Consider the following 13,180-nt stretch of genomic DNA (forward strand, 5'->3'; position numbering starts at 1 on the left):
CTCGCGTGGCAGATTTCTGGATCTGAGGGCCTGTTACAGGGCACGCGAGGCGAGGATAATCACGAAGCTTCGTAGCCGCTCGGGACGATCCGCTCTCACCGCCACGCAGCGCTGGTTATGGTGCCGGAGCACGTGCGCGCAGGTTTTTAGCCGCCTGGCGTTTTCCTCCTCTTGCCTGCCGAAAGGCGTGCGCCCTCACGTGTCCTTCATCTGGAGCGCGCGGGCGTAGAGCGCCTTGCGATCGAGGCCCAGCCGCTTGGCAACCTCGCCTGCTGCCTTCGCCGCGGGAAGGCGGGTGAGCGCTTCCGCGAGCGCGGCGTCGCCGTCTTCTGCGGTGGCGGGAGGCGCTTCGCCGGGCGGCCCGACCACGATGACGATTTCGCCCTTGGGCGGCGCATCGGCATAGCGCTCGGCGAGCATCGGGAGCGTGCCGCTGACCGCTTCTTCGAATCGTTTGGTGATCTCGCGGGTCACGGCGGCGTCGCGATCGCCCAAGTATTCGGCGAGCGCGGCAAGCGTGGCCCCGAGGCGCGGGCCGCTTTCGTAGAAGATCAGTGTGGCACGGATCGCGCCGAGCTCCGCGATCGTATCGGCGCGCGCCTTGGCCTTGGAAGGCAGGAAGCCGGCAAACAGGAAGCGATCGGTCGGCAGGCCGGCGAGGGTGAGGGCGGCCACCGCGGCGCACGGGCCGGGGATCGTCACCACGGCATGGCCTGCGGCACGCGCGTCGCGGACCAGTTTGAAGCCGGGGTCCGAGATCAGCGGGGTGCCGGCGTCGGACACCAGCGCGATCGCTTCGGTCGCCATCCGCGCGATCAACTGCGGGCGGACGTGATCGGCGTTGTGATCATGGTACGGCGTCATCGGGCGTTTTGTCCCGATATGGCGCAGCAACACGGCTGTAACACGAGTGTCTTCTGCGGCGACTAGGTCGGCGCGCGACAGGATGTCAGCGGCACGTGGAGACAAGTCCCCGAGATTGCCGATCGGGGTTGCGACGATGTACAGGCCAGGGCTTAGTTTTTCCACGAGGGGTATCATGGCAGAGGCCGCAGCCGTATCGCAACGGGCGAGCGCGATCGCACGCAGATCAGCCGTCCGGGGGATCGTCGCCATGGCGGCGATGCTTGTTTCCGCTTGCGCCACCGTGGTGCCACGCGGCCCGGCGGCACCGACCGGGCCGGTGAAGGCCCCGCCGCCCGCCGCGCGGCCGAACGTGGGCGTCGAGGCGGGTATCCCGCGTGACACGGCGCGTAACCGCGTCGCGCTGCTGGTGCCGCTGTCAGGAACGAACGCCGGCGTCGGCAAGAGCCTGGCGAATGCCACGCAGCTGGCGCTGCTCGACACCCGCAACGAACAGGTGCGCATCACCAATTACGATACCGCTGCCGGTGCCGCCGCCGCCGCCCAGCGCGCGGTGGCCGATGGCGCGCAGCTGATCCTCGGCCCGCTCCTGTCCGAAGACGTGCGGGCAGTGGCGCCGATCGCGCGCCGCGCGGGCGTGCCGGTGCTGGCCTTTTCCAACGACATCAGCGTTGCCGGCGATGGCGTGTACCTGATGGGCTACACGCCCGGCCAGTCGATCGAGCGGGTGGTGGAGTTTGCCCGCGCGCGCGGGGTGACCAACTTTGGCGGCCTGGTGCCGAACGCGCTGTACGGCACGCGCGCGTCGACCACGTTCCTGCGCGCGGTGGAGGCAGCCGGCGGCCGGGTCGTGGCGCTGCAAACCTATGACCGCACGGCCGGCGGCGTTGGCGAGGCCGTCAACCGGATGGCCAAGGACGCGCCATTCGATGCGGTGCTGATCGCCGATTCGGGCGCAACAGCGGCAACTGCCGTACCGCTGCTGCGCAGGACGAGCCCCAACACCAAGGTGCTGGGTACCGAATTGTGGAACAGCGACAATGGCGTCGCGGCGCGTCCTGCCCTGAACGGCGCCTGGTTCGCGAGCGTCTCCAACAATCTGTACCGGCAATATGCTGCCAAGTATCGCGCGCGGTTCGGCACTGCGCCGTATCGCCTTTCGAGCCTGGGCTATGATGCGGTGCTGTTGACGGCGCGCATCTCGCGCGATTGGCGGATCGACGCGCCGTTCCCGGAAACGCGCCTGCGGTCTGGCGAGGGCTATGCCGGGATTGACGGCGCGTTCCGCTTCGGTCGCGATGGCGTGGCCGAGCGCGCGCTGGAAGTGCAGGAAATCCGCGGCGGTACCGCCACGGTCGTATCACCAGCGCCCGCCAGCTTCGGGCGCTGACGTCTTTTACCTTCCCTACAAGGATCGTTTCCAATGTTCGCCTGGTTCCAGCGCCTCCTCCCGAAGCGCGGCAATTTCTTTGAGCTGTTCGACGCGCATGCGGCGGTGACGCTGCGGGCGGCGGAGGCGACGACGCGGCTGTTCGCCGGCGACGTCAATCCGGAAAAGGTGATCGCCGAGGTGAAGGATCTGGAGCACCAGGCGGACGATATCACCCGCACGGTGCTGCAAACGGTGCGAATCACGTTCCTGACGCCGTTCGACCGGAGCGCGATCAGCGACCTGATCGGGTCCATGGACGACGCCATCGACGCGATGGATGCCGCGCTAACCGCCGTCAGCCTGTACGGCGTGCGCGAATTCACGCCGGACATGCACCAGATGGCGAGCAGCATGACCGAAGCCGCCGCCGTGACCGTGGAAGCCATGCAGTTACTGCGTGACATCACCCGCAATGGCCCGCGCATCCATCAGCTCACCGAGCGGCTGGTGCAGCTAGAAGGCGAAGCCGATGCGATGCACGAACGCGGGCTGAAGCGCTTGTTCGAACATCATCGCGGCGGCGACGCGATGCAGTTCGTCGTCGAGCGCGAGATCTACAAGCATCTCGAAAAGATCTCCGACGCGTTCGAGGACGTGGCGAACGAGATCGACGGCATCGTCATCGATCACTCCTGAGCGAATTAGCCTCACATGCATGAGCTTGCTCTTCCGCTGCTGATCGGACTGATCGCCCTTGCGCTGGCGTTCGATTTTCTCAACGGGCTGCACGACGCGGCGAACTCCATCGCGACCGTGGTCGCCACTCGGCTGCTTTCGCCGGTGCAGGCGGTGCTGTTCGCCGGCTTCTTCAACTTCGCCGCCTATTTCGTCACGCTAGCCTTCCCGAGCTTGCATGCCGTGGCAGAAACGATCGGCAAGGGGCTGATCAACAAGGATGCTGTCACCCCTGCTGTGATCTTCGGCGCGCTTGGCGGCGCGATGTTCTGGAACATCGTGACCTGGCGGAAGGGGATTCCTTCTTCCTCGAGCCACGCTTTGGTCGGGGGTTTGGTAGGCGCGGGCGTCACCCACGCCAGCGTCAACAGCATCCAGGTAGGCGGGCTTACCAAGACGCTGGCGGCGATCGTGATCTCGCCGACGCTGGGAATGATCCTTGCCTTGACCGTCATGCTGGCCAGCACTTGGGCGCTACGGCGCTCGACCGCGCGCCAGGCGGAAAAAAGCTTCCGCGCGCTGCATCTTGTCTCGTCGGCCGCTTACTCGCTCAGCCATGGCCTGAACGATGCGCAAAAGACGATGGGGATCATCACCGTTCTGCTATATTCCACCGGCTATCTCTCGGGCGATTTCGAGGTGCCGCATTGGGTGGCGATCAGCTGCTATGTTGCGATCGGCCTCGGTACGCTTTCCGGGGGGTGGAAGATCATCGAGACGATGGGCTCGCGGATCACCAAGCTGTCGCAGCACCAGGGCTTCAGCGCCTCGACCGGCGGCTCAATCGTGCTGTTCACCGCTTCGGCCTTGGGCATTCCGGTGTCGACCACGCACACGATCACCGGCGCGATCATCGGCGCCGGCGTCGCCCGGCGGACCTCCGCGGTGCGCTGGGGCACGGCGAGCAACGTGGTGGTCGCCTGGATCATCACCATTCCGTGCTCGGCGGCGGTTGGCGCGCTGTTCTACGGGCTGACGCTGTTGTTCTGATTCGCTGCTCGCTGACCGGCGGCGCTCATCTCGGATGGGCGCGGCCCGTCAGTCTGGTAGGGGGGCTATTCCAGCAGCTTAGGCGCTTCCTTCTGAAGCTTGGCGCGGATCTTGTCGGAGAACATCGCCAGGAATGCGGGCAGCTCGAATGTCGCGTGAACGTTTGCATCGCTGACGTCGAGGCGCGCGCCGACGCGCTGACCTAATCCTTCAACCGTGAAGTGAAGCGTGTCGCCATCCCAGCGATGCTCCGTAACGGCGCCGCCAGGGATGAAATCGGCCAGCTTGCCGAAGCTGCTGCCGATCCGCTCCTTTGCGGGAGCCGTGCCAAGACGGTGGGGGATGTCGACCTCAATCGGGGCAGTCACTGCGCGTTCTCCTTTGGCGCGAGCTCGGTTGCAAAGAGCTGCGCGTCGTCGGCAAACGCCTTGAACTCAAGCGCGTTGCCCGAGGGATCACGGAAGAACATGGTCGCCTGTTCGCCCGGCTGCCCTTTGAAGCGGATGTGCGGGGCGATGCCGAAGCTGATGCCGGCCTGCTCGACGCGGGCGGCGAGCTTGTTCCAATCGGGCATGGTCAGCACGACGCCGAAATGCGGCACGGGCACGTCATGCCCGTCCACTGCGTTGCTGGCGCCGGCCGGCCGGGCGTTTTCGTCCAGGTGCGCCACGATCTGGTGACCGGCGAGATCGAAGTCGATCCAGCGATCGCTCGATCGCCCTTCGCGGCAGCCGAGCACGTCGCCGTAGAAAGCGCGTGCGGCATTCAGATCGTGAACGGGAAAGGCGAGATGAAAGGGGCGAAGTGTCATGGTGCAACGATACACGATCCCGGTCGCTCGCGAAAAGAGGCGACAGGGGGAGTGGCGAGGCGATTGCCGCCGATTCGGCCCGCGGACTGAGCAATGCGCGAGATTCGTCACCATGCCCCCTCCCTGCGGCGCGGCAAATTTGGTAGCGGGCGCGCCAATGGCTTTGTCTTTCCTTTCGCGCCGTCCAGCTGTGACATCGTTGATCCTGGGAGCGATGGCGGCGTGCGGGTTCGCACCCCTGCAATGGTGGTGGCTGACGCTGGCCTGTGTCGCTGGCTGGATGTGGATCGTGCGTCAGGCGCCGAGCCAGAAGGCGGCACTGTGGTGGGGCTGGGCGTTCGGGGTCGGTCACTTCACGATCAACAATAACTGGTTCCAGCATGCGTTTGACTTCCAGGACAAAATGCCGCCGGTGCTGGGCTATGCGGCGCCGCTTGCGCTAGCTTTTTACCTGGCGGTCTACCCAGCGCTCGCCGCCGGGGTTGCCTGGCGCGCGCGCGGTGCAAAGGCGGACGCAGGCTTCGTGCTTGCCTTTGCCGCGGCATGGATCGTCAGCGAATGGCTGCGTAGCGTGATGTTCACCGGCTATGCCTGGGATCCGCTGAGCGTCATCTGGGTGCCGGTGCAGCCAGTCGCACTTCTAGCGGCTTGGGTCGGGACCTATGCCCTGTCCGGGCTGACGGTGTTGCTCGCCGGGGCGCTGCTGCTGATCCCGCGACGGCCCGCGCCGCTTGGCGTTGCACTGGCGGGGGTCGCGGCGCTGCTGGTCGCTCAATGGATGAGCTATCGCTATCTGGCGACCGCTGCGACGGTGTCGCCGGATCATCCTGTTGTTCGCGTCGTGCAGCCCAATGTGCCGCAGGATGCGCGCGGGGAGAGCGATACCGAGATGATGCTTGCGAAGCTGTCCGAGCTTTCGGGCAAGCCCGGGCGTGCGCCGCGGCTGATCGTCTGGCCGGAGGGCGTGATCCGCGACTTCCTGGAAGATGGCTATCCCGATTACGTTTACCCCACCGATCCCGCATTCCTGCGCTGGCGCATGGCGCGGCTGCTGGGCCCGCGCGATACCTTGCTGACCGGCGGAACGGCGCTTCAGTTCGACGCGGCGGGCAATGCCGTCATGGCAACCAACTCGGTATTCGCGGTCGGCCCGGATGCCCGCCTGGGCAAGGAGCGCTACGACAAGGCTCACCTGGTGCCTTATGGCGAATATCTGCCGATCCCGTGGCTGCTGAAGCCGCTGGGCCTCGCTCGGCTCGTGCCGGGTGCGATGGACTTCGCCGAAGGGCCGGGGCCGCGCGCGCTGGAGGTGTCCGGCTTCGGGGTCGTGGGCATCCAGATCTGCTACGAAATCATCTTCTCGGGCCGGGTGGTGGATCGCACGAAGCGCCCGCGCATGATCTTCAACCCCTCGAACGATGCCTGGTTCGGCAAGTGGGGGCCGCCGCAGCATCTCGCCCAGGCGCGGATGCGCGCGATCGAAGAGGGGCTGCCGGTGATCCGCGCGACGCCGAACGGTATCTCCGCGGTGATCGCTGCGGATGGCGCCCTGATCGGCGCGGTGCCGCATGAGCAGGCGGGTGCAATCGAGGTACCGCTTCCCGCGGCAGCGCCGCCGACGCTTTTCTCCAGAATGGGTAATTGGCTGGCCGCAATCGTCGCGGTTCTGCTGGGCGGCACGGCCATTGCCATTCGCCGCCGCGCGCGATAGGCATATAAAGCTATCTTTATATCCTTATCTCATCATCATTGCTCAGGCGGAGTTCTCATGCGCCAATCGTATCTCTTCACCAGCGAGTCCGTGTCCGAGGGCCATCCTGACAAGGTGGCGGATCAGATTTCGGATGCGATCGTCGATCTGTTCCTGTCCAAGGATCCGGAAGCGCGCATTGCCTGCGAGACGCTGACCACCACCCAGCTCGTGGTTCTGGCCGGCGAAATCCGCTGCAAGGGCGTGTACGAGAATGGCGCTTGGGCGCCGGGCGCGGAGGAAGAGATCGAAGCGACCGTGCGCAACACGGTGAAGCGCATCGGCTATGAGCAGGAGGGTTTCCACTGGCAGACCTTCCGCTTTGAAAACAATCTCCACGGCCAGTCCGTGCAGATCGCGCAAGGCGTGGACGCGAGCGGCAACAAGGACGAAGGCGCCGGCGACCAGGGCATCATGTTCGGCTTTGCGTGCGACGAGACGCCCGATCTGATGCCGGCAACGCTTTATTACAGCCACCGCATCCTGCAGCGCATGGCGGACGATCGCCATTCGGGCGCAGTGCCGTTCCTGGAGCCGGACGCGAAGAGCCAGGTCACGCTGCGCTTTGAAAACGGCAAGCCGGTCGCCTGCACCGCGATCGTCGTGTCGACGCAGCACGCCAAGGGCTATGACGAGGGCGACAAGGAAGCCGAGCTTCACGCTTATGTGAAGAAGGTGGTGGCTGATATCCTGCCAGCCGAGCTGCTGTCCGACGCGACCGTCTATCACATCAATCCGACCGGCAGCTTCGAAATCGGTGGCCCGGATGGTGACGCGGGCCTGACGGGCCGCAAGATCATCGTCGATACCTATGGGGGCGCCAGCCCGCATGGCGGCGGCGCGTTCAGCGGCAAGGATCCGACCAAGGTCGATCGCTCGGCGGCATACATCACGCGCTATCTCGCGAAGAACATCGTCGCGGCCGGGCTTGCCAAGCGCTGCACGATCCAGCTCGCCTACGCGATCGGAATTGCCAAGCCGCTGTCGCTGTATGTCGACACGCACGGCACCGGCACGGTGGGTGACGACAAGATCGAGGCGGCAATTGCCGGCATCGAAAAGCTGGGCGACCTGACACCGCGCGGCATCCGCCTTCACCTCGGCCTCAACAAGCCGATCTATGAGCGTACCGCCGCTTACGGCCACTTCGGTCGCGTGGCGGACGGCGATTCCTTCCCCTGGGAAAAGCTGGACCTCGTGGACGATTTGAAGGCCGCGGTGGCCTGATCACCAGGAAGTGAGGCGCCGGCCGAGCGATTGGCCGGTCCGGCGCCTCAATTGATTACAGCGACGCCCCACAATCTGGTGTGTCGCATCGGGCGGGATCAGTCCCGCCCGCCGATGATATCGCCGAGGCCGCCCAGCACGGAGCCCTCGCCGCGATTGCCACCGGTGCCGCCCGCAGCGGCCATCATGCGGCCCGCAAGCCGCGCGAACGGCAGCGATTGGACCCACACCTTGCCCGGTCCGGTCAGCCGCGCGAAGAACACGCCTTCGCCGCCGAAGAACATGCTCTTCACGCCGCGCACCATCTCCAGGTCGAAATCGACTGAGGGGGTGAAGGCGGCGAGGCAGCCGGTGTCGACGTGAAGTTGCTCGCCGGGGCGAAGCTCCCGCTCCATCAACGTGCCGCCCATCTGGACGAAGACCCAGCCGTCGCCCTCAAGCTTCTGCATGATAAAGCCCTCGCCGCCGAACAGGCCCGTCATCATCCGCCGCTGAAACGCGACGCCGATCGCAACGCCCTTGGCCGCGGCAAGGAAGCTGTCCTTCTGGCAGATAAGGGTGCCGCCGACATCGGCGAGGCGGATCGGCAGGATTGATCCCGGCGTCGGGCTGGCAAACGCGACTCGCGCCTTGCCAGAGCCGCGATGCGTGAAGACGGTGGTGAACAGGCTTTCGCCAGTGACCAGGCGTTTGCCGGCACCCAGCAGCTTCCCCATGAAGCCGCCGTCGCTGCCGCCGGAGCCGTCCCCGAACACGGTCGTCATGTCGATCGAGGCATCCTTCCACACAAAGGAGCCAGCCTCCGCCACCGCGCTTTCGCCAGGATCGAGCTCGATCTCGACGAACTGCAGCTCCTGTCCCTTGATCTCGAAATCGATGTCATCGGACAGGCCCGTGCGGGCGTGATGGGACCAGGGACCGGATGTCATGTTCGCTCTCCCTCATGCGTGTGTTGATAAGGTAACACACGTCTGATAGCCGAAGAGCCAGCAGCGGGGGAAGAAGCATCATGCGGTGGTCGGTTTTGGGGGCGATCGGTTTGGCAGGAACTGGCGCGCCGGCGTCGGCGCAATGGGATCCCCGTGCCCATCGCGACTTCGCCGGGCCGGCGAGCGAAGTGCTGGTACTTGGCACGCCGCATCTTTCGAGCATGCCCAACGCTTTCCGGCCCGAGTATCTCGCGCCGCTACTCGACCGACTGGCAGCGTGGAAGCCGCAGGTGATCACGATCGAAGCGCTGTCCGGCCCACAATGCGATCATCTGCGGCGCTTTGCCGCGCTGCATGCCAATGCGGCAGATGATTATTGCCCGGATGTGGCGGCGGAGCAGAAGGCGCTTGGGCTCGACATGGCCGGCGCGACGCTTGCGATCGAGCAAACGCTGAACGCGTGGCCTGCGGACCCCAGTGCTGGTCAGCGGCGCCGGCTGGCGGCGCTGTTTCTCGCGGGCGGTGATCCGGCGTCGGCCTATGTGCAATGGCTGCGGCTTGCGCCGGCCGAGCGGCGGAGCGGCGACGGGCTGAACGCGTCGATGGTGGCGCGGTTGGAGAAAACGGGCGAACGCAAGAACGAGAATGTTCAGATTGCGGCGACGCTGGCAGCGCGGCTCGGGCTGGAGCGAGTTTATCCAACGGACGACCACACGGCGGACGACACGGCCGGCGATGACGAAGCAGCGGGGAAGGCGGTGAGCGCGGCGTGGGACAATCCGGCGACGCGGCGGCGCCAGGCGGACACGAAGGCGCTCGACGCGCGTCTGGCCGAGCCGGACGGGATGCTGGCGCTCTATCGCTACTACAATGATCCGAAGACCGCACAGCTCGCCTTTGACAGCGACTTTGGCGCGGCGCTTCGGGATCCGTCGCCGATGCATTACGGCCGCGGCTATGTCGGCTGGTGGGAAACCCGCAACTTGCGCATGGTCGCCAATATTCGTGCGGTGATGCAGCGAAGGCCGGGCGCGCGCGTGCTCACGATCGTCGGCGCATCGCACAAGGGCTATTATGAGGCGTATCTCGGTCTCCTGCACGACGTGAAGGTAGCCGATACGAGCGCGCTTCTTCAGAAGCGTTGACGCTCCATACTTCACCCCTTTAGTAATGTCGCTGGGCGGTCCCTGCTGGGCCGCCCTTGCTCTTTCAAGGAGTTTGCCCCGTGTCGATCACCGCCCTGATGCCCGTCTATCCCCGCTGCGGGGTGCGGCCAGTGCGAGGCGAGGGGTGCCATCTGATCAGCGAGGATGGCCGCCGTTTTCTGGATTTCGCCAGCGGCATCGCGGTGAACGCGCTCGGCCATGGTCACCCGAAACTGACAAAGGCGATCGCCGATCAGGCCGCGACGCTGATGCACGTCAGCAACCTGTACGGTAGCCCGCAGGGCGAGCATTTCGCGCAGCGGCTGGTTGACAATACCTTCGCCGATACGGTGTTCTTCACCAACTCGGGCGCCGAAGCGGTGGAGTGCGCAATCAAGACCGCGCGCCGTTATCACTTCGCCAATGGCAATCCCCAGCGCCACGATCTCATCACCTTCTCCATGGCGTTCCATGGCCGCACCATCGGCACCATCTCGGCCACCAATCAGGCCAAGATGCGCGACGGGTTCGAGCCGCTGCTGCCGGGCTTCAAATATGCCGAGTTCAACGATCTCGAAGGCGCGCTGGCGCTGGTCGACGAGAACACCGCTGGCTTCCTGGTCGAGCCGATCCAGGGCGAAGGCGGCATTCGCGCCGCGACGCCGGAGTTCCTGCAGGGCCTGCGCAAGGCGTGCGACGAACATGGCCTGCTGCTGGTGCTCGACGAGGTGCAGGCGGGCTATGGCCGCACCGGCAAGCTGTTCGCGCATGAGCTTTACGGCATCACGCCCGACATCATGGCTGCGGCCAAGGGCATCGGTGGCGGCTTCCCGCTTGGCGCCTGCCTCGCCACTGAGGAAGCGGCCAAGGGCATGGTGATCGGCACGCACGGCTCCACCTATGGCGGCAATCCACTCGCGATGGCGGCCGGTGAGGCAGTGCTCGACGTGATCCTAGAGGAAGACTTCCTCGACCATGTCACGCAGATGGGCGAACGGCTGCGCGCCAGCCTGGAGCAGATGATCCCTAACCACGATCATTTATTCGACAGCGTGCGCGGGCACGGCCTGATGCTTGGCCTCAAGCTCAAGAGCGACAGCCGTCGCTTCGTCGAGTTCGCGCGCGACAATCACGGCCTGCTGCTGGTTTCGGCGGGTGAGAATGTCGTCCGCATCCTCCCGCCGCTGGTGATCGACGAAAGTCATATCGCCGAGTGCATCGAGAAGCTGAGCGAGGCGGCGCGCGTCTACGTTCCCGCCAGCGATGATTGATGGAACAGGCTCCGGCGCATCGCGGCGGAGCCGTTCGACCGGATCCGGCCGACTCTTATTCGATTGAGGCCGATTTTCGCCGGATTGCGGCTACCCATGATGCGCATCTGCCGTTGGAGAAGCTGAAGTGACCCGCCATTTCCTGAACCTGTCGGATGCCGGTGCGGACGGCATTGCGGCCATTCTCGCCGACGCGCTCGATCGCAAGCAGGCGCGGGCCGGCTGGACGAAAGGGCGAATCGATGCCGATGCGCCGCTTGCGGGCCACGTGCTGGCGATGATCTTCGAGAAGAACTCCACCCGCACCCGCGTCTCCTTCGACATGGCGGTCCGCCAGCTCGGCGGACAGTCGATCGTGATGGAGGCAGGCCAGATGCAGCTCGGCCGCGGCGAGACGGTGGCCGACACCGCGCGTGTGCTGTCCGGCTATGTCGACGCGATCATGATCCGCACCGACGAGCATGCCAAGGTCGAGGAAATGGCGCATTACGCCAGCGTTCCAGTGATCAACGGCCTCACCGATGCGTCTCACCCGTGCCAGATCGTCGCGGATCTCCTGACCGTGATCGAACAGGGCAAGGCGCTGCCGGGTCTCAGGGTGGCGTGGCTGGGTGATGGCAATAACGTGCTCGCCTCGATCGTCGAGGCGGCGGGGCTGATGCAGTTCGATGTCGCTGCCGCTTGCCCGCAAGGCTTTCAGCCCTCCAACGCCGATTTGGCGCTCGGTAAGGGGCGCGCGACCGTCGTTGGCAACGCGCGCGAGGCTGTCGAAGGCGCCGATGTCGTCGTCACCGACACCTGGATATCGATGGGGCAAGCGCATGCGGATACGAAGCTGGCAGCGATGATGCCCTTTCAGGTCGACGCCGCGCTGATGGCGACGGCCAAGCCCGATGCCAAGTTCCTCCACTGCCTGCCTGCCCACCGCGGTGAGGAAGTGACGCCGGACGTGATCGATGGGCCGCAGTCGCTGATCTGGGCCGAGGCGGAGAATCGCCTGCATGCACAGAAATCGATCCTGCGCTGGTGTCTGGGGCAGATTGGTTGATCGCCAGGCATCGGCTTCCCATCTGAGAGCCCACGAAGCTCGTCCGCGCAGAGCCCGTTATGGCCTGCGCTCCCCGTGCACGGAAGAGCGGACGAGGATTCGACACGCACAGCGCAAATGGTGACCATGCCCGACACGATGACGAACGACCTCGACCGCGCGATCGGTTTCACCATCCCTGCGCATCACGCGCGGGGGCGGATGGTGCGGCTCGGCCCGGTGCTCGATACGATCCTTTCCGTTCATTCTTATCCGCCGGCGATTGAGTCCCTGCTGGCCGAAGCGCTGACGCTCACCGCGCTGGTCGGTGCGACGCTGAAGGACGTCAACGGCCAGCTGACGCTGCAGACGCAAAGCGGGAATGGCGTGGTGCGCCTTCTGGTGTGCGATTATCGCGGCGGCGAGATCCGCGGCTATGTCCAGTTCGACGCCGATCGTCTCGCCGAGGCGCCGGCCGATCCGACATTGTTTGCGCTTTTCGGCCAAGGTTATCTGGCAATCACCTTTGATCTCGCGGCCACGGGCGAGCGGTACCAGGGGATCGTACCGCTCGACGGCAATCGTCTCGCCGACGCGGTGCAGAGCTACTTTGCGCAGTCCGAGCAGATCCCGACCCAGGTGCGCGTCGGTTTTGCCAAGCACGATGGTCGCTGCGTCGCGGGCGGGCTGTTGCTTCAGCATCTGCCGGAGGGCGAAGAGGGCCGCGAGCGGCTCCACGCCAAGATGGATCATCCTGAGTGGGAACATGTCGCGACGCTTGGCGCAACGCTCGGCGCGGACGAGCTTGCCGATCCCGCACTGCCGCTCGAGACTTTGCTTTGGCGCCTCTTCAACGAAGAGGATGAGGTGCGCGTGCTCGCCAGCACCGGCCTTTCGCGTGGTTGCCGATGCGATGCGGCTTACATTCGCTCGGTGCTGGCGAAATTCCCCGTCGAGGAGCAGCGCGCGATGGCCGATGCCGAGGGTGTGATCGGCGTCGACTGCGCCTTCTGCTCGAGCACCTTCCCCATCAAGGTTGACGAGCTGGTGGATTGATCA

At 65.4% G+C, this 13,180-nt stretch carries 13 protein-coding genes; 9 read left to right on the plus strand and 4 right to left on the minus strand.

Annotated elements, in window-relative coordinates; genetic code table 11:
- Nucleotides 1–195: 195 nt before the first annotated feature.
- On the minus strand, nt 196–1,041 hold the full coding sequence (gene rsmI / locus SPMU_RS04255; protein WP_088332219.1) for a 16S rRNA (cytidine(1402)-2'-O)-methyltransferase: 846 nt from the start codon (nt 1,039–1,041) through the stop codon (nt 196–198).
- Here rsmI and SPMU_RS04260 point away from each other — a divergent pair.
- The 3 genes from SPMU_RS04260 to SPMU_RS04270 are packed head-to-tail and all read left to right on the plus strand — an operon-like array spanning nt 1,040 to nt 3,961.
- A complete protein-coding gene (locus tag SPMU_RS04260; RefSeq protein WP_088332221.1) occupies nt 1,040–2,254 on the plus strand; it encodes a penicillin-binding protein activator in 1,215 nt (404 codons plus the stop codon). The two genes, rsmI and SPMU_RS04260, sit on opposite strands and share 2 nt — an antisense overlap.
- Before the next feature lie 33 nt (nt 2,255–2,287).
- Complete coding sequence (locus SPMU_RS04265; protein WP_088332223.1) at nt 2,288–2,932, plus strand: DUF47 domain-containing protein; 645 nt, start codon at nt 2,288–2,290, stop codon at nt 2,930–2,932.
- A 15-nt stretch (nt 2,933–2,947) separates the two neighbouring features.
- Nucleotides 2,948–3,961, plus strand: coding sequence for an inorganic phosphate transporter (locus tag SPMU_RS04270; RefSeq protein WP_088332225.1), 1,014 nt, complete (start codon nt 2,948–2,950; stop codon nt 3,959–3,961).
- Between the two features lie 65 nt (nt 3,962–4,026).
- On the opposite strand, the gene SPMU_RS04275 is transcribed toward SPMU_RS04270, so the two are convergent.
- The gene (locus tag SPMU_RS04275) at nt 4,027–4,329 is read right to left on the minus strand and encodes a polyhydroxyalkanoic acid system family protein (RefSeq protein WP_088332227.1); all 303 of its coding nucleotides are present in this window, start codon (nt 4,327–4,329) and stop codon (nt 4,027–4,029) included.
- Nucleotides 4,326–4,772, minus strand: coding sequence for a VOC family protein (locus tag SPMU_RS04280; RefSeq protein WP_088332229.1), 447 nt, complete (start codon nt 4,770–4,772; stop codon nt 4,326–4,328). The genes SPMU_RS04275 and SPMU_RS04280 overlap by 4 nt, the downstream gene beginning before the upstream one ends.
- Nucleotides 4,773–4,929: 157 nt before the next feature.
- On the opposite strand from SPMU_RS04280, the gene lnt reads away from it, so the two are divergent.
- Together lnt and metK are read left to right on the plus strand one after the other, a co-directional pair.
- Nucleotides 4,930–6,483, plus strand: coding sequence for an apolipoprotein N-acyltransferase (gene lnt, locus SPMU_RS04285; protein ID WP_088332231.1), 1,554 nt, complete (start codon nt 4,930–4,932; stop codon nt 6,481–6,483).
- Nucleotides 6,484–6,540: 57 nt separating this feature from the next.
- Complete coding sequence (gene metK / locus SPMU_RS04290) at nt 6,541–7,749, plus strand: methionine adenosyltransferase (protein WP_088332233.1); 1,209 nt, start codon at nt 6,541–6,543, stop codon at nt 7,747–7,749.
- A gap of 98 nt (nt 7,750–7,847) precedes the next feature.
- Here metK and SPMU_RS04295 read toward each other — a convergent pair whose 3' ends face one another.
- Nucleotides 7,848–8,678 carry a TIGR00266 family protein gene (locus SPMU_RS04295; protein ID WP_088332235.1) on the minus strand — a complete coding sequence of 277 codons (831 nt, stop codon included), beginning with the start codon at nt 8,676–8,678 and terminating at the stop codon, nt 7,848–7,850.
- Nucleotides 8,679–8,758: 80 nt separating this feature from the next.
- Between SPMU_RS04295 and SPMU_RS04300 the strand changes: the two genes are divergently transcribed.
- The 4 genes from SPMU_RS04300 (at nt 8,759) to hslO (ending at nt 13,177) form a co-directional block, all read left to right on the plus strand.
- Complete coding sequence (locus SPMU_RS04300; protein ID WP_088332237.1) at nt 8,759–9,823, plus strand: DUF5694 domain-containing protein; 1,065 nt, start codon at nt 8,759–8,761, stop codon at nt 9,821–9,823.
- 80 nt (nt 9,824–9,903) lie between these two features.
- Nucleotides 9,904–11,094: an aspartate aminotransferase family protein gene (locus tag SPMU_RS04305; protein WP_088332239.1), complete on the plus strand. Its 1,191-nt coding sequence runs from the start codon at nt 9,904–9,906 to the stop codon at nt 11,092–11,094.
- A gap of 127 nt (nt 11,095–11,221) precedes the next feature.
- On the plus strand, nt 11,222–12,142 hold the full coding sequence (gene argF, locus SPMU_RS04310) for an ornithine carbamoyltransferase (protein WP_088332241.1): 921 nt from the start codon (nt 11,222–11,224) through the stop codon (nt 12,140–12,142).
- A 126-nt stretch (nt 12,143–12,268) separates the two neighbouring features.
- Nucleotides 12,269–13,177, plus strand: a complete 909-nt coding sequence (gene hslO / locus SPMU_RS04315; RefSeq protein ID WP_211275739.1) for an Hsp33 family molecular chaperone HslO — start codon at nt 12,269–12,271, stop codon at nt 13,175–13,177.
- Nucleotides 13,178–13,180 lie beyond the last annotated feature (3 nt).

Source organism: Sphingomonas mucosissima (genome assembly GCF_002197665.1).
Lineage (GTDB): Bacteria > Pseudomonadota > Alphaproteobacteria > Sphingomonadales > Sphingomonadaceae > Sphingomonas > Sphingomonas mucosissima.